Below are 24,958 nucleotides of genomic sequence, written 5' to 3'. Positions count from 1 at the left end.
TCAACAATGAAAAAATTAGCTATAAATATAAAATATTGGGCAAAGTCTACTGCCCTAATCCTTGGACTTTCAGCGGCAGTTTCCTGCGATGGATTTCTGGAAGAGGATGTTGTTGCCCGCATAGGCAATGATTACTTGAACACGCCTAAAGGCATGAATGACGGCATAAACGCAGCTTACAGCAGCATGCGTTTATGGTATGGAACAGAGCGTGGAAATAACTTCACATCTTTCGGTACGGACATCTTTACCAATGGCGCGGATGGTTCATGGAAATTCATGAATACCTATACCAATCAGTTTGATTCTCAAAATGGTCATGTACGTGAGTTATGGGATGGTTTCTATGCTGGTATAAATACCTGTAATGCAGTTATTGACAGATCTGTGAATCTTACAGGGATCTCTCAAGACCTGATAGCGCAACGCGTTTCAGAAGCTAAGTTCATCCGAGCTCACCATTATTTCATTATGGTACAGCTTTTTGGAGCATTGGACTTACAGCTTAGTGAGACCACAGCTCCTACTAAGGAAGTTACGCGTTCCTCTGTAGCAACAATTTATGCTGCTATAATTAAGGATCTGCAAGAAGCTATTCCAAACCTAGAAGCCAAAGCAAAATCGTCAGATTATGGTAGAGCTACTCGCCCAGCTGCAGAGCACTTATTGGGTAGAGTATACCTTACTAAAGCTACTTCCGAAGCTGGAGAAGCTTCAGATTATTCTAAAGCTGAAACGCTATTGCAGAGTGTCATCTCTAATTACGGATTCAAACTTCTTGATGATTTTGCGAATGTGCATGCTTTCGGAAATGAAATCAACGATGAGGTGATCTGGTCTACTCAGTACACCTATGATCCATTGACAAATGGAGGCGGTAACAATTCACACGTTTTCTTCTTGATGGAATATGACGTACAGCCGGGAATGCAAAGAGACACTGAGAATGGTCGACCATTCAAACGTTTCAAGTCCACTGACTATACTTTGAACACAATTTTTGGTGAGAGAGTAAATGACTCTAGGTATAAGAAAACATACCGTGACAATTTCTTGTCCAATAAGCCAGGTACGTACAATACAACATTCGATAAATCTAAAGCTTCAGTAACATTTGCAGCTGGAGACACTACTATTTGGCTTCCAGGATACAATATGTCTTCGGCAGAAAGAGCCAAGTATCCTTATCAAGTGTTGACTCCAGAACTATACACTGAGAGGTTATTCCCTGCCCTAAAAAAGCAAATGGATCCAGGACGTGCAGATCGTACACAGTTTGAAGGTGGTAGAGATTACATTGCTATGCGTCTTGCAGACACCTATCTCCTACTTGCTGAGGCGCAGTTTAGACAAGGTAAAATTGACTTAGCTACGAAGAACATTAATACAGTGAGAAGAAGAGCCGCTTTCCCAGGAAAACAAGCTGCTATGGAAATCTCTGAATCTCAACTGACTTTCGACTTCATTACAGAAGAAAGAGCTAGAGAACTTATTGGTGAGCAAACTAGATGGTTGGATCTTAAAAGATGGGGAATACTTGTAGAGCGAGTGAAAGCTTACAATCCACAAGGAGCTCCAAACATTCAGGCATTCCATGTTTTGAGACCAATTCCTCAAAACCAAATTGACCGTGCTGAAGGAAACGCAAGTGCCTTCCCTCAAAATCCAGGATATTAAGTTATTTACGGATATACAAAATATAATACTTCAAGAGCTGCTTCGAAATTCGAAGCAGCTCTTTTTTATTCTGTACACTCCTACTAAACGATAAATTAGAAACAGATATATAACATCTAAAAGTACTATTACCTATACTTTTCTAGTCCATAAATACACGTGACTACTATACAAAAGGAACAATACAAATCTATTTTTATTAGCGGATAAAACTAAAAAACCGCACTACAAGCCCCGAAATCGATTGCGCGGATTATTACTAGATGAATTAGGCCAGAAGGTCTATTTACTTATATATTGGAATGTTAATTATTCTTAATTAAGACTAATTGACACCTAAGTCAACTTATTCATTAACAAATAACCCCCAACTTATGCGGTACAAATTTTACAAAAACCTCTGGTTTATTGTATTCCTGCTATGCATAAGCGTCACAGTGGCGTATGCACAGGAAGTACAAATTACAGGAACTGTTCTCGATGAAACAGACATGCCTCTCCCTGGGGTAACAATCCTGTTAAAAGGAACTACTACAGGGACAACTACAGATCTAGATGGAAAATACTCCATCTCAGCGCCTAGAACTAGCACGCTAGTTTTCTCTTTTATCGGATACGATCCTCTAGAAATAGAAGTAGGCAATCAATCTGTAATTGACCTAACAATGAATCCTAATGCTTCCGACCTTGAAGAAGTAGTCGTGATCGGATATGGTACTGCTAAAAAGCGTGATATCACTGGTGCCGTTTCTTCTGTGAATCCAAGCAAACTGGAAAATGAGAATCCAAACTCAGTTCAGGATATCCTAAGAGGTAACGCTGCTGGTCTTAATGTAGGAATCAGTACTTCTGCAAAAGGTGGTGGATCACTTCAAGTAAGGGGTCAGACTTCTCTTAATGCAGGAAACTCTCCTTTATTAGTGTTAGATGGAGCAATTTACTATGGTGAGCTAGCAGATATCAATCCGAATGATATCGAAAACTTAGAAGTATTGAAAGATGCCAGTGCTGCAGCAGTATTTGGAGCAAAGGCTGCCAACGGAGTAATACTTATTACTACTAAAAAAGGAACCGTAGGTAAATCAATTATTAAATTCAATGCAAATGCAGGTCTAGCTACAATGGCTACTTATCCTGACGTTTATGGTCCAGACGAATTTATTAGCTGGAGAGAAGATGTCTTTAAAAGTATCAATGCTGGTGGTTACGATCCTTATGAATTCTCTGACCCGAGAAAACTACCAAGTGATGTGTCTCTAGAAGATTGGATGGCATATGATGGATCATCAGGAGATCCTGTTACTGTTTGGCTTCAAAGACTAAACATGCAGCCTGAAGAAATCAAAAACTACCTAGCTGGAAATTCTGTTGACTGGAGAGATAAGATCTTTCAGACTGGATTCAGACAAGATTATACTGTAAGTCTTTCCGGAAGAACTGATAACATCAATTATTATTGGTCTGTAGGTTACCTAAACAATGAAGGTATCATCATCGGTGATGAGTATGAGACTATCCGTACCAGAATCAACCTTGAAGGCAAAGTCAACAAATGGCTTACTGTAGGTATGAATGTTCAGTTCGCAACACAAGACCAAAGTAAAGTCCCTGTAAGTTCTGGACTATATAGAACATTATCTCCATGGGGTTCTGAGTATAACGAAGATGGCACTTACAAATGGAGACCAAATGATGAGCAGAGTGGAGGAACACATCCTTTCTATGACAGAACATACATAGACAGAACTGATAGAGACGTAAATATCAACTCTACTCTTTTTGCTGCTATTAAGCTTCCTTTTGGTTTCAATTTCAGAACCAATTTCACTCCGAGATTTGAGTACTACGAATACTTCAATCATCAATCTGCTGAGCACGAAGTGTGGGGTGCATCAGGAGGAATAGCATCAAGAAGACAACGCAAAGAATACTACTGGCAAATTGATAATATCTTGACTTGGCAGAAAACTTTTGCTGAAAAGCATGATTTCAATGCCACTTTCTTGGTGAATGCAGAGAAATTCCAATCATGGGATAATACCATGACGAACAACGGTTTTGAGCCTCATGATCGTTTGGGTTATCACAACATTGGTGGTGGTATCAACCCAATTATCTCTAGTAATGACGAATACAGCACAGGTGATGCACTAATGGGTCGTTTGATCTATTCTTACGATGGTAAATATTCTACCACTGTTTCACTAAGAAGAGATGGTTACTCCGCATTTGGTCAGAGCAATCCTAGAGCATTATTCTATTCTGCTGCAGTTGGATGGGTTTTCTCTGATGAAAACTTTGTCAATATTGATTGGTTAGACTTCGGTAAAATGAGATTCTCATGGGGAAGTAATGGTAACAGAGATATCGGTAGATACGTAGCACTTTCTGATTTGAATACAGGAAAATACTTTTACCAAAGACCAAGTGGTGAGCTTTACCTAGTCAATCAGCTTTATGTAAACAGAATGCAGAACAGTAATCTTCAGTGGGAAAGAACAGAATCTTTCAACTTAGGTATTGATTTCTCTATACTCAAAACCAGATTAACAGGTACTATTGAGATGTACAAAATGGCTACTACAGATTTGCTTGTACAAAGAAGTTTACCTGATTTCCTTGGGTTCAACTATGTATGGGACAACTTAGGACAAGTTGACAACAAGGGTTTCGAGCTTACTTTGAATTCAACCAATTTTGAAACAAAGAATTTGACATGGAGAACCACGGCTAATTTTCAATTAAACAGAAATGAGATAGTTAGCTTATATGGTGATTTGGACGAAAATGGCGTAGAGCTAGACGATCCAAGTAATGGATGGTTCATCGGTCATGCTATCGATCAGATCTGGAATTACAAAACAGATGGAATTTGGCAATCAGATGAAGCAGAAGCTGCTGCAGAATATGGTGTAAAGCCAGGTGATTTTAAAGTCGTTGATGTAGATGGTGATGGTAAATTCACAAACGCAGATAGACAATTCCAAGGTTATACAGAGCCACGCTTCCGTTGGAGTTTGAGAAATGAGTTTACACTCTTCAAAAACCTAGATGTTTCTTTCATGATGTACTCGTATTGGGGACATGAAGGTTCATTTAATCAAATGAAAAACAGAGATGGCTTCTTGGATAGAACTAGCTCTTATGTAACTCCTTACTGGACAGAAGAAAATCCGAACAATGAGTGGGCAAGACTTAACTCTAGTGAGGGTAGTGCAGGTGGTTATAGCATCTACCGTAAGAAATCTTTTATACGTCTAGAAAATATCTCTATGGGTTACAATTTCCCTAAGCAAATAATAGAGAAAGCTAAAATCACAAATCTACGAGTATACGGAAACATCAGAAATGTAGGATTCTTTGCTCCAGAGTGGGACTTCTGGGATCCAGAAAATTCCGGGCCTATCCCAAGATATTTCACCCTTGGAATTGATGTCACTCTGTAAGCTAAAAAAATATCAAAATGAATATAAGAAGTAAAACAAACTCGATAAAAATCCTTTTAACAGGATTAATTATAGCAGTCACTTCCGGATGTAATGAAGATTGGCTAGAGCCAAAGCCTCTATCTTTCTACTCTCCTGAAAACACCTACAACGACGCAAGTGGATTATGGGCAGCACTAGTGGCCTGTGAAAGAAACATGCGCCATGAATATACTGGTGATGGATCTCCTATCCTTACAGAGCATATTTTCTCTGAAGTAGCTATAGAAGGTACTACAGATAAGTCTGGTCCTGCACAGGATATGAATTTGCTCATTACTCCTGATGCAAACTTAAACTCTACTAACACCAACAGAATAGGATGGTATTGGTACGAAGGTTACAAAGGAATAAAATACGCAAATACGGTTGTTTCAAGAATTGATGAACCTCAGAATTATGAATCTGAAGCAGAGAGGAACCATCTTCTTGCTACAGCCTACTTCCACAGGTCATTACGTTATTATAGACTAACTCAGCAATTCGGTGATATCCCATTAATTCTGGATGAAATTACAACCCCTAAGCTAGATTTTTATTCAACAGATCGAACAGTCATTCTTAAAAAAATGAAAGAAGATCTTGAGTGGGGAGAAGAGTGGATCCCTGTTCAAATGGATAGAGGTAGAGTTCCTAAGGGAGCACTTCAACATCTATTAATCAAAGTCAATCTTGCTCTTGGCGAATTTCAGGATGCACTTGATGTAGCCAATAGATTGATTGATGCAGGTCCTTATGCTCTAATGACACAAAGATTCGGAGTAGATAAAGGCGACCCTACTAAAAATGTGGTATGGGATCTTCACAGACCTGAAAACAAGTCTCCTATTTCTAACACAGAATCAATTCTACTGGTAATGGATAGAATCGATACTGATGGAAGCTCAGGAGGTATTATCACAATGAGAAATGCGGTCCCTTTCTGGGGATCAAACATCAATACTCCGGCTGGAAACAAAGGTACTTCGGACAAATCAGACATAGCTATTGATCAGGTAACTGAAATTGGTCGCGGAATCGGCAGACTTAGAGGTACATGGTATCACCAAAGTATGATATGGGATGATGAAAATGACTTGAGACATGCTCCAGGTAATTGGATGAACATGACTGACTTGGTATATAATAATCCAAGCATCAACGGAAAAGACACGTACTATGGTAAAAATCTTGAATTCAGGAATGATGATGGAGTAGTTTTAGTAGTAGATACAATCAGAAGCTGGTTCTCATGGCCACACTACAAATTGTATGTTCCAGATCCAAAGCGTACTCAGCCTCAAGGTGGAGAAACTGATTGGTACATTTTCAGATTGGCTGAATCTTACTTGCTAAGAGCTGAAGCTAAATTCTGGATGGGTGACCTTGCTGGAGCTGCTGCAGACATCAATGCTGTAAGAAACAGAGCTGGTGCAGGATCTTACGATGCGTCTCAAATCAACATCGGTACTATCTTGGACGAAAGAGCGAGAGAGCTATACTATGAGGAGCCAAGAAAAACTGAGCTGACTAGAATGGCAAGAATCTTCGCAATGACAGGTAAAACTGCCTACAATGGCAAAAGCTATAACGAAGCTGACTTCTCTCAGAATAATTTCTACTACGATAGAATTATGGAAAAGACAGATTACTATAACAAAGGTGTATTTACCAGACATGGTGACACCTATACTATGAGTCCTTATCACGTATTATGGCCTATTCCTCAAGGAGCCATTAATTCAAATACCAAAGGTCACCTAAATCAAAATGAAGGTTACTACGGTTCTGAAAACAATATCCCACCGCTTACAACTATAGATGCGGGAGAATAAATAAGGTTCACACCTTGTACTCTGTGGTGATTCTTAGTCGTTACTCAGTCAAGGAAAAACAACAAATTGAGGTCAGTTTTATAAACTGACCTCTTTTTTGTGCCTTTGCTCTTCTGAAAGTACTTTCTACTAATCAATAGAAAAAAAACTAGCTGAAAATGAATAATTTAACCCCACCTATCTTCTCCCCTCTTTGCCAAATAATTCAGGCCTTTTAGAGATAGAAACAAAAAAAATGCGCTGAAAAGCGCATTTTTTTTGTTTAAAAGGGTTGTGTACTTCTTTCCTATTCTGAAAAAGTTGATTCTCTCACAGTAATAACAGAAGGGATAGTAACCACCTGATCAACCAAATCGTAATGCTTTGGCTTGTTCAATTTTTTGATTAACAATTTGGCACATTCGTGACCAATAGTCAGCGCTGGCTGGGTAATCGTAGTCATTGACGGACTTAAAATCCCTGCAATGGAAGCATTCGAAAAACTAATCAACTTCAGATCTTCCGGGATTCTAATTTTAGTATTCTTAATAGCATGATAGGTAGCAAACCCAAGCTTCTCTACTGAAGCCAAAATCCCATCTGGCTTGCTTGGTGAAGTGAGCATTTCATGGATCAACTGCACATTGGTCTCTTCTACATGACTGCAATAAAAATCAAAAGCTGGATTCATTTCCATGCCTTCATCTTTCAGTGCATCCAAGTATCCACGTTGTCTTTCCTTGGTAATTGATAAGTCTTTGCTCAGCATAAGGAACGCGATCTTTTTGCAGCCCTGCTGTATTAGATGTTTGGTAGCATCAAAAGCTATTTCATAATCATTCGTGATGAACTTAGTTGTAGGGATATCATTACAGATTCTATCAAAGAAAATGATAGGCAATCCTCGATCGTGCAATTTTTTCAGATGCGAAATATCACTTGTTTGACTGGAAACTGACATTACAATTGCATCAGCTCTACCATTCAATAACAAATTCACGATCTTCTTTTCCTTTTCTACGTCCTCGTGCGTGTTGTAAACCAATAGATGATATCCTTGCTCTTGGGCTATATCCTCTATACCATCCATGACCTGGGCAAAAAAACTATTAATCCGCTCAGGGATGATGACAGCGATGGTTTTGCTCTTATTCTCTCTCAAACTCCTTGCAAAAGGGTTTGCGTGATAGTTTAGCTTTTCGGCCATGCTGATGACCTTCTTTTTAGTAGCATCACTGATTTCGTAACTGTCATTCAGTGCTCTTGAAACAGTAGACGGCGCAAGCTTTAATTCTGCGGCCAATTCCTTTAGACTTATACCTCCGGCCATAGTGTTTGTGTTTTATTTGTGTCATGAAAGTACAAACCATTGCCTGAATAAGAGTTATCCCACTTATAAAAATTCGAAATCGTTTCCGCATTTTCTTCCAAAAAACCAGTTGTTTCGAGGTATTTTTAAGATTGAATAGAAGATTTATCATTTTAGCCCATCCAACCTATGCCTTATTCCAGTACAAAAGCATCCTTTTTATCCGATGATTTTCTTTTGCAGAACGAATATGCAAAAACTCTATATCATCAATACGCCAAGGACTTACCAATAATAGATTATCACAATCACCTGCCTCCTGCTGAAATAAATGCAAATAAAAGCTTTGAGAATATTTCAAAAGTTTGGTTAGCGGGCGATCATTACAAGTGGAGAGCTATGCGAACCTTTGGGATAAATGAGAAATTTATCACTGGAGATGCATCTGACGCTGAGAAATTCACTAGCTGGGCTAAAACAGTGCCTTTCACACTCAGAAACCCACTTTATCATTGGACACATTTAGAGCTAAAAAGATATTTTGGATTCGACGAATTGCTATCTGAAGCTAATGCTTCGGAAGCTTATCAGCATTGCAATTCACTTCTAAAACAAGACTCCTTCTCCACTCTGGGTCTTTTGAAGCAAATGAAGGTGGAAGTGGTATGCTCTACTGATGACCCTATCGATTCATTGGATCAGCATGTTGCCTTTCACAAAAAAGATAGTGAGTTGGGTATGTATCCTGCTTTCAGACCTGATAAAGCATATGGAGTAGAGAACCCTACGTTCTATATAAATTATCTCAATCAGCTTGGTGGAACCACTGGCATAGAAATCAACTCCTTCGAGAAATTAGTAGAAGCCCTCAGCAACCGTATAGATTACTTCCATGAAAGAGGATGTAGACTATCTGATCACGGCTTGGAGCAATTGTACTTCTTTAACGAAAATGACTATTCTATTGACTCCATTTTCAATCAAGTAAAGACAGGAAAAGTACTCTCCACACAGGAAGTTAATTTCTTCAAATACACTACTCTCCTAGCACTTTGCAAAATATATCACGCCAAAGGCTGGGTGCAGCAATTTCACCTGGGAGCCCTACGAAATACAAATGAGCGTTCACTCCGCATTTTGGGCCCTGATACAGGATTTGATTCTATTGGAGACTTTTCTCAGGCAAAAGCCATGGGAGCCTTTTTCAATGAATTAAATTTGGATGACCAGCTTGCTAAAACGGCCATCTACAATAACAATCCTGGCGACAATGAGATTTTCGCCACCATGATAGGCAACTTCAATGACGGCTCGATCAAAGGAAAAATACAATTCGGATCCGGCTGGTGGTACCTAGATCAAAAAGATGGAATGGAAAAACAGCTCAATGCACTTTCTAACATGGGCTTGGTGAGTTGCTTCATAGGCATGCTTACAGATTCACGTAGCTTCCTTTCATTCCCTCGTCACGAATACTTCAGACGAATTCTTTGTAACCTGTTTGGACAGGACGTGGCTAACGGAGAACTTCCATGGGATGAGAAATGGCTAGGTGGTATCATCTCTGATATCTGCTACAACAACGCAAAACAATATTTCGACTTTAGTCCAAAAAACATAAAAGTTTAATTATGAGTAATTCATTATTCTCTCTTACAGGGAAAAAAATTGCCTTTTCAGGAGCCACCGGAGTTTTAGGGAAATCCATGAGCCTTTACTTAGCCAAAGAGGGAGCTGAAGTTTTTATTCTTGGTAGAACTCCTGCAAAAGTTGAAGAATTGGTAAATGAGATTCAAGCCACAGGAGGTAAAGCATCTGGTTATATATGTGATGTCACCGATGCTGATAGTGTGCAAAAAGTAGCCAATCAGATCGCTGATGAGCACGTCTACATAGATACGCTGATCAATGCTGCAGGTGGAAATATGCCTGGCGCGGTTATCAGACCTGATCAGACGATCTCAGATCTTGATTTAGATTCTCTACGTAAAGTAATGGATTTGAATTACTTGGGCACAGCTATCCCAAGTCAAATCTTACTTCCTCTTATGCTGAATAAAGGCAAGGGAAATATATTGAACATCAGTTCCATGGCAGCTTCCCGACCTATGACAAGAGTATTGGGATATGCGTCGGCTAAAGCAGCTATCGATAATTTCACTAAATTCCTAGCAGTTGAACTTTGTACAAAACACGGGGCTGAATTCCGTGTGAACGCACTTGCTCCAGGTTTTTTCCTTACCGAGCAAAACAGAGCTTTACTCACTGAAGCAGATGGAAGTCTGACAGGCAGGGGAAATCAAATCATCAACCATACTCCTATGGCTAGATTTGGCAAACCTGAAGATTTGCTGGGAACCTTGCATTGGTTATGTGCAGACGCTTCAGCATTCGTGACCGGAACTATCGTTGCTGTAGATGGAGGCTTTGGAGCCTATTCAGGCGTGTAATTATTGTTAATTTCGAATTTCCTATTTCGAATATAACAGAACTTGAAAATTGAACTTTGAATTTGAAAATTGACCATTAACCCCACAGTAATATGACCTATAAAATGGAGCAAACCATGCGTTGGTATGGACCAAATGACCCTGTAAGTCTCAGAGATATTCTTCAGGCAGGAGCAACCGGCATCGTAACAGCCCTGCACCATATTCCCAATGGAGAAACATGGTCACGAGAAGAAATTAAAGAACGTAAAAATATCATCGAAGCTGCTGGACTGACTTGGTCTGTAGTGGAATCAGTACCAGTACACGAAGTCATCAAAACACGCTCTGGAAATTACCTACAGGTAATTGAGAACTATAAAGAAACCATCCGTAATCTTGCTGCAGAAGGAATTTTTACTGTATGCTACAATTTCATGCCTATTCTAGATTGGACTAGAACCGACCTGGAGTATGAGCTTCCAAACGGTGTGAAAGCCCTACTTTACGAGAAAAAAGCTGTTCAGGCATTTGATCTTTTTATTCTAGAAAGAGAGGAAGCAAAAGCTGAATATTCTCCAGAAGAATATGCTGAAGTAAAGACGTACTACGAAGCGCTCAGTCCTGCCAAACGTCAAATGATCTTCGACAATATGCTGAAAGGGCTTCCTGGTTCAGAGATCGGATATACTTTGGAAGAATTCAAAGCCATGCTCGCTACCTACGATGGAATTGACGCTGCTAAACTAGCTGATCACTTAAGGTTATTTCTGGACGCTATCGTGCCAGTTGCGGAGGAAAATGGAGTTTCGATGGCAATTCACCCAGACGATCCACCATTCCCGCTTTTTGGTTTAGCTAGAATAATGAGTACCGCCGAAGATGCGAGAAGAATATTGAGAGATCAGCCGAGTCCATACAATGGTTTAACTTTCTGTACGGGTTCTTTTGGAGTACGTGCGGACAATGATCTTCCAGCTATGGTCGAGGAATTTGGTGATAATATTCACTTCATACATTTGCGCAGCACCAAAAGAGACGAAGCAGGAAACTTCTTTGAAGACAATCACTTGGAAGGAAATGTGCCTATGGTAGCAGTGATTGATGCAATCATTCAAGTGCAGCAGAAGCGAGGCAAAAGCCTTCCAATGCGACCCGATCATGGTCATTTGATGTTGGATGATTTGAACAAAAAAACTAACCCAGGCTACTCTGCTATCGGTAGATTAAAAGGCCTTGCGGAAATACGCGGCGTGGAAGCAGGATTGCTATACAGCCAAAAGAAATAGAGTAAGTAGAAAGCTTCACCCAGAGAGTTAATTATCCACCATGCGAGATTCCTAAGCCTATCCTGAGTAATCGGAGTGGCCAAATAAAATCAAATTATAAACACGGGAAATGACTGAAAAGGAGAAAATGCTAGCAGGAGAACTCTACCAAGCCGGTGATCCGGAATTGGTAGCAGAACGTCTGAAAGCTCGAAAACTGGTAAAAACCTTCAATGATTCAGATCCTGAAGATACCGAGTTGAGAATTTCTCTGATCAGAAAAATAGTTGGAAAAGCCGGTAAAAATTTCTGGGTAGAACCTCCTTTTTACTGCGACTACGGAACAAACATTGAAGTTGGAGATGATGTATTCTTCAACTTCAATTGTGTAGTTCTTGATGTATGCAAAGTCACTCTTGGTGACCGTGTATTTGTAGCTCCAAACGTTCAGTTTTATCCTGCTACTCACCCACTTGATTCTGTCAAAAGAGGTAAAATGTGGGAATACGGCAAACCAATCACGATAGGAAACGATGTATGGATAGGTGGATCAGCAGTGATTTGTCCAGGAGTAAGCATCGGAGACAGAACTGTCATAGCTGCTGGAGCTGTAGTGACCAAGGGTTTCCCCGCTGATGTAGTGATCGGAGGAAACCCAGCCAAAATCATTAAAAATTTAGTGTAGCTTTTACAGATATCAAGCTTTACCTAATTACTTCCTTTATTTTAAAGAACATTTGCTTATTTTTGGCCACAAGTGTTTTTGAACCTTTTGTAATTACCGAATGAAACGAGTTTTAGTAAGTGGTGGTGGCGGATTTCTTGGCAGCCATCTTTGTGATCGCCTTCTTTCTGAAGGAAATGAAGTGCTTTGCGTTGATAATTTTTTCACGGGCAATAGAAGAAACATTCACCATCTCTTAGACAACAAGAATTTCGAATTACTTCGTCATGATGTTACACATCCACTGTATGTGGAAGTAGATGAAATCTATAATTTAGCTTGTCCAGCCTCCCCTGTTCATTACCAGTTTGATCCGGTACAGACGACTAAAACCTCTGTAATCGGCGCGATGAACATGTTGGGTCTTGCTAAGCGTTTGAAAATCAAAATCCTTCAGGCTAGTACTTCAGAAATCTACGGAGATCCTGAAGTTCACCCACAGCCAGAAAGCTACAAAGGAAGTGTAAATACACTTGGCCCTAGAGCTTGCTACGATGAAGGTAAAAGATGTGCAGAAACGTTGTTTTTCGATTACTATCGCCAACATAAAGTAGCGATCAAAGTCATGCGTATTTTCAATACCTATGGCCCAAGAATGCATCCAAATGATGGTCGTGTAGTGAGTAATTTTATCGTTCAGGCACTACAAGGAAAAGACATCACCATGTATGGAGATGGTATGCAAACCCGCTCTTTCTGCTACGTGGACGACAATATCGAAGGAATGTACAGACTGATGAATAGTCGTGATGGATTTACTGGCCCTGTGAATATCGGGAACCCAGGAGAATTCACCATGCTGGAATTAGCTCAGCAAATCATCGAATTGATCAATAGCAAGAGTAAAATGATTTTTATGCCTTTGCCTCAGGATGATCCTATGCAGAGAAGACCTGTAATCGATCTTGCAAAAAAGGAATTGGACTGGGAGCCTAAAATACAACTGAGGGAAGGATTGGAGAAAACAATCAAGTACTTCGAATCAGTAATCTAAATATCCTAGGAACAAAAAAAAGCCATCTTCGCAGATGGCTTTTTTTTGCTTGGTGCATTATTTCCTACTTACTACGTTTAACTTCTCACCATTTACCACATACAAATTTTACAACTTACATTGCACGTTTTACCTCTTACCACTCATAACAAGCCCGTTGTTTTTTCAATCGCCTCCTTTTCATAGGCAGCGTCGTAATCCGGGTTTTTAATCGTAGGAATAGGCGCTCCAAACTTAGATCTCCAAGCCTCTAGTTTTTTCAGTAGTTCAGCTGTTTTATTGGGATTAGAAACAGCCATATTTATAGATTCAGAAGGATCGTTTTCTAAATCATATAATTCCAATCCTCCATCTTCAAAATACTGATGCAATTTCCATTTTCCAGAAAGTATTACAGAACCTGGGCGCGTCCGGAAAAGTGGATCTCTCGATCCATCCTCCTTAGGATTATAAGCTTCCAAGTATATCGGGAAATGCCAGAACAAGTCTCTTGCTTTACTTTTTTTATCCAATAACACCGGTAAAAAGCTTACTCCATCCAGTTTCACATCCGCACTTGAAGCTATCAATTCTTTGAACGTAGGATAAAAATCCATCTGAGTCACCGCTATATTTTCAACTCCAGCTTTTACCTGATTTTGCCACTTGACAAGTAGGGGGACTCTAATCCCGCCTTCATAATAGCTCCCCTTACCAGCCCTAAGCGGATCCTGATAGCTAGTGGCGCGTATACCGCCATTATCTGATGTAAAGATGATCATGGTGTCATCGGCCAGATTAAGATTGTCAAGCACCGCTAAAAGCCTTCCTACGTTCTGATCCATACTTTCGATCATGGCGGCATAGACCGGATTATTTTGACCTTTTCCTCCTTCCTTATTCTTATATTTTTCTACCAAATCAGCCTTGCCTTGCAAAGGAGAATGGACGGTATAAAAAGGCAGATAGAGGAAAAATGGCCTTCCTACACTTGATTTCACAAAATCAATTGCTTCATCCGTCAATCGGTCGGTTAGGTATTCTCCGGCTGTCTTCGCTTTCAGATTGATATTGTAGGGACTGAAATAGCCGTCTTTCCCAGGATTTCCGCTATGGTTCCCTCCTATGTTCACATCAAATCCATGAATAGCCGGATCATCTGAGATGTGCCATTTACCAAAAACACCAGTACGGTATCCATTATCTTTGAAAAACTTACCTAGTGTATATTGGCTGTCCTGAATGGATTTTGCATTCGCAGAAGCCATCAACTGTCTAGTCCGCTTATCTCCACGGTCTGCAGGGTCTACGGTGTAAATACCGTGAGTCATAGGATAGCGCCCAGTGATCATCGATGCGCGGCTCGGAGCACAATTGGAAGCCGAAGCGTAAGCATGCATGAAAACCTTACTTTCTGTGCTGAGTTTGTCCAAGTTTGGAGTTTCGTAATACTCAGAACCCATAAAGCCCAGATCCGTCCAACCCAAGTCATCCACGTTGATCAGAACCACATTTGGCTTGCTCGGTAGCTGAGTTTTATGCTGTCCAAAAGAGCTCTTTACTCCTGCCAACAACAGCAAACTCACAATGATATATTTCTTCACTGATTCAGATTTTAAACTTGTTATGGTCTACTAAACTACCTACTAAAACTTTCACTTCTAACATCTCACATTTCACCACTTACAGCCTTACCTCTCACTTTTCACCTCCAACTAATCCTTGGTTACCTTGCTTCCCCACCAGTCAGCATTAGGGACATAGGCTGGGTTTAGCATTTTTAGACGCTCGTCTTCCACAGCTTGTCTTCTTACCGTTTTGAATTTTTCCAACACTTCCTGATGTAGCGCCTCGTTATACTCTGGATCCATGGTCGGCTTATTGGCATCAGTTTCTGACAGCCATTTCATCAATTTAGTCGTCAATCTTTTACTCTCTCTAGGATTGCTAAAAGCCAGATTAGTCTGCTCACCCGGGTCAGTCGCGAGGTTATAAAGCTCTACGCTTTCATCCTCCCAGTAGTAGATCAATTTCCAATCCCCCTCACGAACAATGGAACTAGGGTCCCCACCCTGATTACCATAGTGAGGATAATGCCAGTATAGCGAGCGATCTGCGAGTTTCTTGTTCTTCATCGCTGGAGCCAAACTTACTCCCTCCATCTCTATACCTTTAGGCATCTCCAGTCCAGCCAATTCCAACAGGGTAGGATAAAAATCTATCCCACTCGCAGGTACATTCAGGCTAATCAATTCTTTTTGCCCAGGAACTTTGATAAAATAAGGAACACGAAGTCCACCTTCCCACTGGTAACCTTTACCACCTCTCAGAGGTAAATTTGACGTAGAGAAAGCATCTCCAGAGGCCACTCCACCGTGATCTGAAGTAAATACGATAATGGTATTCTCATCCAAACCAGCCTTGGCCAAAGCTGCCGTCACCACTCCTACTGCATCATCCATAGCCTCTACAAGTCCGGCATATACCGGATTGTCCTGATGCTGCCTGATAGGTAACCTTCTCTCCATTTCGAAACCATGATCTGCGATCCCCAACTTTTCAGCTTTCGTTCTGTATTTAGCCCATTTTTCCTCCGTTGTCTGAATAGGTCCATGCACTGCGTAAAATGACAGCATAGCAAAGAATGGCTTTTCGTGTTTTTGGGAGATAAACTTAGCCGTTTCATTTGCTAGGCGCATGCTTAAGTTTTCACCATCTGGACCTTGTTCCATCTTTGGATTATCGTAAGGCGCAAAATATCCACCCATAGGACTACCCGCAGAATAGCCACCCACATTGATATCAAATCCATGATCTTCAGGATAAGAGCCTTCACCTCCTAGATGCCATTTTCCTGCGAAAAAGGTGTCGTATCCAGAATCTCTCAGAGCCTCCGGCAGAGTCAAATAGGATGCTTTTAATGTATGCTCATAATTCGGAGGCAAAAGCTTGGTATGTCGTCCCGCTTTCCTCCAAGCCTCTCCATATCCCGCACCTATCCAATCTGTTACTCCGTGCGTTGCGGGCGTCAACCCAGTCATCAGACTCGCACGTGCCGGACTACATACAGGCGAAGCAGAATATCCCTGGGAAAACTGAAAGGAACGATTTGCCAGTTGATCGATGTGTGGAGTCTCGTAAAAGCTACTTCCTGTCACACTCAAATCATGGTAACCCAAGTCATCGACGAGGATAAAAACAATATTGGGTTGCTTAGGAGCTTGAGCAAAAGTTTGAAAAGCACCGAGCACAAGCGCAGCGATAGGAATGAATTTCTTCAGCATGAGGAGGTTTATTGATAATGAGAAATCTAAGATGGTTAGGATCCTTGAAAATCAAAAAGTGAATGTGATATACTGTAGGGTATTTTATATAAAGGAAGCTGGTTTTAGAGGTAAGTGATCAGTCCCAGTATTCAGTCTCAGTGTTCGGTGATGACGATATCCAAGCGCCAACTATGCGCTACGTACATGCCCAGTATGAGCGAAACGGAGCGAGATGGAAAGGTGATGTTAGACCAAAGTACAAAAGTGTGTATCTTGACTCTAGTCGGAGCACTAGTGATATTGTAAGTTATCATGGAATAGCAGGTTTGATAAACCATTAAATATTTTGATAAATCAATTATAAATTCTAAAACCATGGATGGATTCATAAGTTATAAATTTTTAGAATAAATAATTTTATTTCAAGTTCAAAGGCAGAAAACTGATTTAAATTTTCTTTCAAAAACAACTCATTTATTAAAAATGTATCGGAAAAAATATTGGAGGCCCCAGTTAAATATGTATAGTATGAAAAATATTTTTTCTTTAATTTTTCAATTTGAATTAAATCAGATTTAATTGAATTATTATCCAATTGATTTGAAAGCACATCAAAACCTAGATCAATTTTATTTATATTATACAGAATTTTTTTCTGAAACCTAGAATCTACTTTATCTCCAATCTCTAAATTTGAAAGATCTTTCTCTATACAAGACACAATCTCTCTAATAGATTCTATCTCCTTTATTAAAAATAATTTTATATTTTTATTATTATCTACTATTTTATTAATATAGCTTGGGATTGATATAGCTATACCAACAGTAATTAACCAAGTAATTATCTGACTTATGGTAATATTATCTCTTGTAATTATCCCAAAATTAGAGACAAAAATACCAACAAGTATACCAACTAAAAAAATAACTATGAATATGATTTTCCCTAGAACATTCATTACTCTCATTTTCTTGTAGGATTATTTATTTCATATATAATTTTCTCCAATCTCGTTCTACTATCTATGGATTTAAATTTTAAATGTTTCAGAACTGTTTCAGAACTATATTCTATAGATAGTTTCCCAAATGATCCTGAAACAAATGAAGAAGGATATCCCCAAACATTATCTAGCACAATTAAAATCTCTCCATTTTCCTTAAGTCCATTAATGAATTTAGGCCTCAAATGCTTTTCAAGAAATTCTTCTCCAGAAAAAGGACCATCCTTTTTATACCTCGCACCTGGGGTATCGGAAAAATCATTTGCTATATTAATTTCATCAATTATCATTTTATTATAATTTTAATTCCCAATAAAAAAAAGTACCTCCGAATTTGTAATCTAAAGATACATGAGTTTTATTCTTTAAATCAATCTTTACTTCATTACTAATTAATATAAACTTTTTAAAACAATCCAATTGTGCATTATTAACAATTTGAGGTATCCCTTTACCTCTAATGCTGTTATCTATATCAACTCTTGATTGTATTCTTCCGTTTAATAAATCTTTAACGAATGCACTATTAGATATTAAATTCAATTCTAAAAATAAATTTTTAATGTAATTTTGGTAAACAAGACTTTCAAAAATCCCTACACCTAAATCGAAAAAACAGAATTTACTTACTTTATTTTCCTTATCATTATATACATACATCCACCATTTTGTTTTTTCTATATTTTTTAAACTAGCATGATTATTTGTGTTTTGCATAGCTTCAATCATGATTTCATAAAGTTCTTCGAATGGTTTAGGGCTTGATGCATTTTTTAAAAACTTTAAGCTATGAAGACAAGCATTTTTCGCAATTCTTGGACGTACTTTATAATCTCTCTCTTTATGCAAAATCACATGATCTTTGTCAAGTGGATTTAACAATTTCTTTCTTGAATTAACAAAATCATAGAAACCCGATTTAATGAATAAATCCTTTAATTTTGGATCTTCAGGAGCACCTCCTTTATACAATCCTCCTTTTATAAATTTCTTACTATTGACACTAGCTACCAATAAACTTATAGCATCAGGTGTTAATTTTTTTATTTTTGAAATATCAAATTCAACCTTTTCCTTTTTATTAAATAAATCTCCGCAATCGTTAAAATATTTCAGAACTTCATTAGTATTGTTAATAAAATCAAAGTCAATCGGAGCTTCTTTTATTACATAAGGTTTTTGTTTGAATTTTATTAGATCGTGATATTTTTCAATTCTTTTTTCTTTGTTGCGCTTTTTTCGTTTAAGCCAATTTACTGTTTTCCTTTTACCCTGATAATTTGCTCTTATTTGATATAATTTATTATTAATCATCCTTCTCCTCCCTCCACGATTCTAATCTCCCTTTCTATCAATGCATTCGAATTATTCAATAATTGATCGAATTCAGGTTGGACTTTAAAGATTTTTTTTATGCTTGATGTATGAAAAATAGGCATCTTCTGTTTTTTTTGTAAAAATTGATTCCTAAAGATATCATTTACTCTGAAAACGAAAAACAGTTTTTATATTTTGAATGCGAAAATTTTGGTTAGAAACAGACAAAAAAAAGTCCTCAATAGGAAGTGTTCAGTCTCACTATCCTTAGCTAAACTGAACACTTTCCTCTATGACTTATTACTGAGACTGCCTACTGAAAACTGATATCTACCTACTTTTGTCCTATTTTCTCCATATGCGCTTCTTTGATCTTTCTTCTCAAGATCTTGCCGACATTGGATTTTGGGAGTTCGTCCGTGAAGTGTACTTCCTTAGGGCATTTATAATTAGTCAGGGATTCGTGGCAATGGGAGATGATTTGCTCTTGGGAGATGGATTTGTCTTTCACCACCACATAAGCAACTACGCGCTCGGTGGACTTGACATCTGGAATGCCGATCACTCCTACTTCCAACACGCCAGGATAGGAAGCGATCACATCCTCCACTTCATTGGGATATACATTGAAACCGGATACTAGGATCATTTCCTTCTTTCTATCCACAATCTTGGTAAAGCCATCGTCATCCATCACGCCGATATCGCCTGATTTGAACCAGTCTCCTAGCATCACTTCCGCTGTATCCTTTGGCTTGTGCCAGTAGCCTTTCATTACCTGTGGACCCTTAATGCATATTTCTCCACGCTCACCCGTTGGGAGCGTATTTCCCTCGTCATCTATGATCATAAACTCCGTGTTGGGAAGTGGGATGCCTATAGTACCGTTTCTTTCCGTGCCATCTATGGGATTGCAGGAAGCTACAGGTGAGGTTTCGGTAAGGCCATAGCCTTCGGCCAAAGGTGTGCCTGTCACTGCCAACCATTTTTCAGCTGTTGCTTTTTGCACAGCCATTCCACCACCTACGGATATTTTCAAACTACTAAAATCCAAAGCTCTAAATGAGTCCTGATTCAGAAGGCCATTGAAAAGGGTATTTACTCCAGTAAATACCGTAAACTTCTTTTTGGAAAGATCCTTACAAAAGGCCGGCATATCACGTGGATTGGTGATCAGGAGATTATGCGCACCAATTTTGAGCATGGCTAGACAGTTTACCGTCAGCGCGAAAATGTGATACAAGGGCAACGCCGTAACGACAATCTCTTCCCTTTCTTTCAACTTCGGCTTCATCCAGGCAGAAATCTGCTGCATGTTTGCCACGATATTTCCGTGAGTTAATTCAGCTCCTTTGGAAACTCCCGTCGTACCTCCGGTATATTGAAGAAATGCGGTATCCTCCAACGTGAGATCTACCGATTTGAATTTATGGTTTGCTCCTTCGGCCAAGGCTGATTTAAATGAAACTGCCTTTGGAATAGAGAAAGCTGGCACCATCTTTTTGATGTATTTCACCACCAGATTGACAATAGTACCTTTTACTCCTCCAAGCAAATCGCCTAATTCGGTTACGATGACATGCTTTGCAGGAATCTCAGACATAATTTTCTCCAGATTATCTGCAAAGTTGGCTACGATGATGATCAATTCAGCTCCAGAGTCTTTGAACTGATGCTTCATTTCCGAAGAGGTATAAAGTGGGTTGGTATTGACCACGATCATTCCTGCGCGAATAGCTCCAAACATAGCCACCGGATACTGCAAGGTATTTGGCATCTGAATGGCAACTCGGGTTCCTTTTTTCAATCGCAACACCTGAGTCAGGTAGCATGCAAAATCCTCACTTAGCTTATTTAACTTATTAAATGACATGGTTTTACCCATGCATTCATAAGCCACAGCATCACCATATTTTTTTACACTTTCGTCAAAAAGCTCTGCAACACTAGAATAGGCTTTAAAATCTATTTCTTTTGGTACAGACTCTGGGTAATACTTAAACCAAGGGAAATCCTTCATGTTATGAGTTATTGTTGGGTGAATCTATTTATTGAATTAATCAAAAACTTGGCTTAGGTCAAAAGATTTTTTGCCTATTTCAGGATTTTTCTTGCGATTAACTCTTTCATTATTTCATTGGTACCTGCATATATTCGCTGAACTCTGGCATCTGCATAGGCCCTGGCTACCCCGTAATCCCACATATAACCGTATCCTCCGTGCAACTGAACACACTCATCTGCCACTTTGCATTGCAACTCGGTCATATTGTATTTAGCAGCTGAAGCCATAGCGGAGTCCAGCTTTCCTTCATTGTGAAGCTGTACTAAGTAATCACAGTAAATCCTTCCCTGCTCAAGTGCGGCACACATTTCCGCCAATTTGAAGCGGGTGTTTTGAAATTCGGAAATTGCCTGATTAAAAGCCCTTCGTTCCTTTACATATTTAACAGTTTCCTCGAGCATATATTCTCCTAAGGCTACCGCTGCCAGAGATACGACCAAACGCTCCTGCGCCAGCTCAGTCATCAGGTACTTGAACCCCTCGCCTTCTTTACCTAGCAAATTCTCCTTAGGCACCTTCACATCTTCAAAAAACAATTCGCAGGTATCTTGCGCATGCAATCCTACTTTATCAAATGGAAGTCCTTTGGTATATCCCTCCATGCTATTATCAAGCAAGAGTAAGCTGATTCCTTTTGCGCCTTTCTTGGGATCTGTTTTCACCGCAACCACCACTACATCAGATAGATAACCATTGGTAATAAAGGTTTTACTACCATTGACTAAGTAATGATCTCCCTGATCTATTGCACTAGTTCGAATCCCCTGCAGATCACTGCCCGCTCCAGGTTCGGTCATCGCCACGGCTCCTATGTATTCGCCGGCTATCATCTTGGGAATATATTTTTCCAAGGCCAGCTCAGTTCCGAAATGCAAGATGTACGGCATCACAATATCATTGTGAAGTGGGTACCCAATCGCAGGAGCAGAGCATCCACTCAATCCAAGCTCTTCTATAAAAATAGCGTTGTATCTGAAATCTTTAATATTCATTCCTCCAAAACGCTCAGGAGCCTGAATCCCCAAAAACCCGTTTTCTCCAAGTTTAAGCCAACTTTCTCTCGATACCATCTTATCCTTCTCCCATTGAGAATTGTAAGGCATGATTTCCTTGGCAATGAAATCTCTTACGCTTACTCTGAAAAGATCGTGTTCTTCTGTGAAAAGAGTTCGGGGTAGTCCAAACATGTTCTATATATTTTAGGGTTTAATTCAATTCAAAAATAGGGAATTTTAAATCGTGGCTTTCACATGTCTTCTAAAAGACCATTTGCCACTGATTTTTCAACTTTTATCAAAATGTGCCTGTCTCTAAAAACTTTATCATAGTTTCGATACTTACTATTACCCAAACTCATCAATATGATTGACCTTAATGAGCATTCTAGCTTAGAGATGCTACATTCACTCCCACTGTGGGGTAAAGATGAAAAATTGCTTTCGGTAGAACCTGCAGGGGAAAGTAACATGAATCTAGTATTACGTGTAAATACAAGTATTAGATCAGTTATCCTTAAGCAATCCAAGCCATACGTCCGTAAATTCCCACAGATATTAGCTCCAGTAAATAGAATTGAAATTGAACTTTGCTACTACCAGTTAATAGAAGATGACGATATTCTCAGCGGTTATAGCCCTAAAGTGATTCATTACAATGCTGAGCACCATATTTTACTCATTGAGGATTTGGGAAATGGTATTGACTTCAATACTATTTATGCAAAAGACTACAAATGGGATGACAATGATTTCCATTCTATCAGTCGGTATTTGAATGCATTACATGCACTTGAGGTAAGTAATTTTCCAGACAATATGGAAATGAAAAAGCTTAACCATGAGCATCTTTTTCGTTTCCCTTTTTTGGAAGAAAATGGATTTGACTTAGATATAGTGCAGCCTGGCTTGCAGAAAATCAGCTTGAAATATAAGACAGACGCTGAGTTTAAAGCCGCCTTAGAATTGCTAGGAAAGCGATATTTAGCGATAGGAACCACGCTTTTACATGGGGATTTTTACCCAGCCTCTTGGCTCAAAACTGAGAATGGCGTCAAAATCATCGATACGGAATTTGCCTATATGGGCGATAGCGAATACGACCTTGGGGTTCTTTTCGCACATTTTGATCTAGCAAGAATGGATGAAAGTTATCAAAAAACCTTTTTGCAGCTGTATCAACATAGCTATGCAGAAGACTTGGTGAATGCCTACCGAGGAATGGAAATTATGCGAAGACTTATAGGTATAGCGCAGCTCCCACTTTCACTTACTTTAGCGGAGAAGAAATCACTTTTGGAAAAAGCCAGAAACTATATTTTGCCACAATGAAAAACCTTTGCCTGCTAGTACTTTTCCTTTCCCTACTTTGTGCCTGTGGCAAAAAGGAATCTCCCGTTCAATTTTCTGATCAAGAAATAGCCGAAATAGGGTTAACTGAAAAACAACTGCATGACAAAATACTTGGAATGTTGGTTGGCTCAGCCATTGGAGATGCAATGGGTGCTCCTACGGAAATGTGGGCTAGAGAGGCAATCAATCTGGAATATGGATTTGTAGAAAGCTTGGACTCCATGGTCAGAGAAGTCTCTCCAGAAGGTATTTGGATAGCAAACCTACCAGCAGGAGGCACCACGGACGATACGCGCTGGAAGGTTTTAACTTCCAATTACCTGCTCACACAAAAAAGAGATGAGTTGAACGCTAAGGATTTTGCGAAGCAAATTCTCAGTACATACGAATCCTATACTAAAGAATTTAAGGATATTAAAAGCACTGATCCGGAACCTTTTGAAGCTGTAACGCTCAAGATGGGATGGTTGCAAGAATGGGCTAAAGTAAGTCAACCATTTATAGATAATAACCTGATCGGCTATGCTGATTCTTTGGGTAAATTCTATGGTGGTGAGATGGTTTGTGCGGGATTGCTTTACTCTCCCACACTGGGTTCCTTTTTTCCTGGAAATCCTGAAAAAGCATACGCGGAAGCCTACAAGCTTTCATTTTATGATTTGGGCTATGCAAAAGACATTTCCGCACTCTCAGCTGCCATGACTGCGGCTGGAATGAAGCAAGGAGCTACCAAGGAAGATTTACTCGCATCCTTGCGTTTGGATCCGGAGCATTACTTCGAAAGCCGATTGGTAGGTCGCACTGCCCACAATATCTTAAAAAATGCGCTGCTGATCTCAGCTGAAGCTGCAAAGCAAGACAGCTTGGGAAATCAGCTGCACCCAGATAGCAAAGCACTTCAATTCGCTTTCGCGGAGCTCGATCAGAGACTGCAAGACATGCCCTTCCATGCAGGGGAAGTCTGGCTTCAAACGCTTACAGCAATGATTTATTCAGATTTTGATTTCATGGGAACGCTTACTTTTTTGGTGAATTACGGTAGGGATAATGATACTACTGCTGCAGTAGCTGGCGGGATATTAGGAGCATATTATGGTTTTGAAAATCTTCCAAAACTGGAGCGCGAAAAAATCTTACAGGTTAACAAAGATTTGCTGGGGATAGATCTAGATCAAATCGCCAACGAGTTGACAAGTCACATGTTAGGGAAATGACACTATGTTTTCCCCTGCAAGAGAACAAAGCTCAACTTGAGAATTGACCACCCATAAATAATACCAGCTCTTTGATTTTCTATG

Annotated in this window: 19 protein-coding genes; 10 read left to right on the top strand and 9 right to left on the bottom strand. The window is 39.5% G+C overall.

Annotated elements, in window-relative coordinates; genetic code table 11:
• Positions 1–6 precede the first annotated feature (6 nt).
• The 3 genes from BM291_RS11880 to BM291_RS11870 all read left to right on the top strand — a co-directional run bounded on the left by BM291_RS11880 (position 7) and on the right by BM291_RS11870 (position 6,976).
• Entirely contained in the window at positions 7–1,677 is a 1,671-nt protein-coding gene (locus BM291_RS11880; RefSeq protein ID WP_092897656.1) for a RagB/SusD family nutrient uptake outer membrane protein, read from the top strand.
• 374 nt (positions 1,678–2,051) lie between these two features.
• The gene (locus tag BM291_RS11875) at positions 2,052–5,123 is read left to right on the top strand and encodes a SusC/RagA family TonB-linked outer membrane protein (RefSeq protein WP_092897654.1); all 3,072 of its coding nucleotides are present in this window, start codon (positions 2,052–2,054) and stop codon (positions 5,121–5,123) included.
• Between the two features lie 17 nt (positions 5,124–5,140).
• Positions 5,141–6,976 (top strand): RagB/SusD family nutrient uptake outer membrane protein, encoded by a 1,836-nt coding sequence (locus tag BM291_RS11870; protein WP_092897652.1) that lies wholly within the window; start codon positions 5,141–5,143, stop codon positions 6,974–6,976.
• A 286-nt stretch (positions 6,977–7,262) separates the two neighbouring features.
• On the opposite strand, the gene BM291_RS11865 is transcribed toward BM291_RS11870, so the two are convergent.
• Positions 7,263–8,285, bottom strand: a complete 1,023-nt coding sequence (locus tag BM291_RS11865) for a LacI family DNA-binding transcriptional regulator (protein WP_092897650.1) — start codon at positions 8,283–8,285, stop codon at positions 7,263–7,265.
• Between the two features lie 168 nt (positions 8,286–8,453).
• On the opposite strand from BM291_RS11865, the gene uxaC reads away from it, so the two are divergent.
• The 5 genes from uxaC (at position 8,454) to BM291_RS11840 (ending at position 13,679) form a co-directional block, all read left to right on the top strand.
• On the top strand, positions 8,454–9,893 hold the full coding sequence (gene uxaC / locus BM291_RS11860) for a glucuronate isomerase (RefSeq protein WP_092897648.1): 1,440 nt from the start codon (positions 8,454–8,456) through the stop codon (positions 9,891–9,893).
• Positions 9,894–9,895: 2 nt separating this feature from the next.
• Complete coding sequence (locus BM291_RS11855; RefSeq protein ID WP_092897646.1) at positions 9,896–10,714, top strand: SDR family oxidoreductase; 819 nt, start codon at positions 9,896–9,898, stop codon at positions 10,712–10,714.
• A gap of 92 nt (positions 10,715–10,806) precedes the next feature.
• Entirely contained in the window at positions 10,807–11,982 is a 1,176-nt protein-coding gene (gene uxuA / locus BM291_RS11850) for a mannonate dehydratase (protein ID WP_092897644.1), read from the top strand.
• Between the two features lie 109 nt (positions 11,983–12,091).
• Positions 12,092–12,646: a sugar O-acetyltransferase gene (locus tag BM291_RS11845; RefSeq protein ID WP_092897642.1), complete on the top strand. Its 555-nt coding sequence runs from the start codon at positions 12,092–12,094 to the stop codon at positions 12,644–12,646.
• 100 nt (positions 12,647–12,746) lie between these two features.
• Positions 12,747–13,679 carry a UDP-glucuronic acid decarboxylase family protein gene (locus tag BM291_RS11840; protein ID WP_092897640.1) on the top strand — a complete coding sequence of 311 codons (933 nt, stop codon included), beginning with the start codon at positions 12,747–12,749 and terminating at the stop codon, positions 13,677–13,679.
• A 143-nt stretch (positions 13,680–13,822) separates the two neighbouring features.
• Here BM291_RS11840 and BM291_RS11835 read toward each other — a convergent pair whose 3' ends face one another.
• The 8 genes from BM291_RS11835 to BM291_RS11805 all read right to left on the bottom strand — a co-directional run bounded on the left by BM291_RS11835 (position 13,823) and on the right by BM291_RS11805 (position 22,499).
• Positions 13,823–15,262: a sulfatase gene (locus tag BM291_RS11835; RefSeq protein WP_245786850.1), complete on the bottom strand. Its 1,440-nt coding sequence runs from the start codon at positions 15,260–15,262 to the stop codon at positions 13,823–13,825.
• A gap of 111 nt (positions 15,263–15,373) precedes the next feature.
• Positions 15,374–16,942 carry a sulfatase gene (locus tag BM291_RS11830; protein ID WP_092897638.1) on the bottom strand — a complete coding sequence of 523 codons (1,569 nt, stop codon included), beginning with the start codon at positions 16,940–16,942 and terminating at the stop codon, positions 15,374–15,376.
• A 137-nt stretch (positions 16,943–17,079) separates the two neighbouring features.
• Positions 17,080–17,238, bottom strand: a complete 159-nt coding sequence (locus BM291_RS22055) for a hypothetical protein (protein WP_175499692.1) — start codon at positions 17,236–17,238, stop codon at positions 17,080–17,082.
• Positions 17,239–17,309: 71 nt separating this feature from the next.
• On the bottom strand, positions 17,310–17,894 hold the full coding sequence (locus BM291_RS11825) for a hypothetical protein (protein ID WP_092897636.1): 585 nt from the start codon (positions 17,892–17,894) through the stop codon (positions 17,310–17,312).
• On the bottom strand, positions 17,891–18,220 hold the full coding sequence (locus tag BM291_RS11820; RefSeq protein ID WP_092897634.1) for an STAS-like domain-containing protein: 330 nt from the start codon (positions 18,218–18,220) through the stop codon (positions 17,891–17,893). The genes BM291_RS11825 and BM291_RS11820 overlap by 4 nt, the downstream gene beginning before the upstream one ends.
• Positions 18,221–18,224: 4 nt before the next feature.
• Entirely contained in the window at positions 18,225–19,244 is a 1,020-nt protein-coding gene (locus tag BM291_RS11815) for a hypothetical protein (protein ID WP_092897632.1), read from the bottom strand.
• A 337-nt stretch (positions 19,245–19,581) separates the two neighbouring features.
• Positions 19,582–21,267, bottom strand: a complete 1,686-nt coding sequence (locus tag BM291_RS11810; protein ID WP_092897630.1) for an AMP-binding protein — start codon at positions 21,265–21,267, stop codon at positions 19,582–19,584.
• Positions 21,268–21,341: 74 nt separating this feature from the next.
• Positions 21,342–22,499, bottom strand: coding sequence for an acyl-CoA dehydrogenase family protein (locus BM291_RS11805; RefSeq protein ID WP_092897628.1), 1,158 nt, complete (start codon positions 22,497–22,499; stop codon positions 21,342–21,344).
• Between the two features lie 174 nt (positions 22,500–22,673).
• On the opposite strand from BM291_RS11805, the gene BM291_RS11800 reads away from it, so the two are divergent.
• Both BM291_RS11800 and BM291_RS11795 read left to right on the top strand, forming a co-directional pair.
• Entirely contained in the window at positions 22,674–23,639 is a 966-nt protein-coding gene (locus BM291_RS11800) for a phosphotransferase (protein WP_092897626.1), read from the top strand.
• Entirely contained in the window at positions 23,636–24,874 is a 1,239-nt protein-coding gene (locus BM291_RS11795) for an ADP-ribosylglycohydrolase family protein (RefSeq protein WP_092897624.1), read from the top strand. The genes BM291_RS11800 and BM291_RS11795 overlap by 4 nt, the downstream gene beginning before the upstream one ends.
• Positions 24,875–24,958: the final 84 nt, after the last annotated feature.

The sequence above is a fragment of the Algoriphagus aquimarinus genome, from assembly GCF_900112005.1.
Lineage (GTDB): Bacteria > Bacteroidota > Bacteroidia > Cytophagales > Cyclobacteriaceae > Algoriphagus > Algoriphagus aquimarinus.
This window is presented reverse-complemented; position numbering and strand designations above follow the sequence as displayed.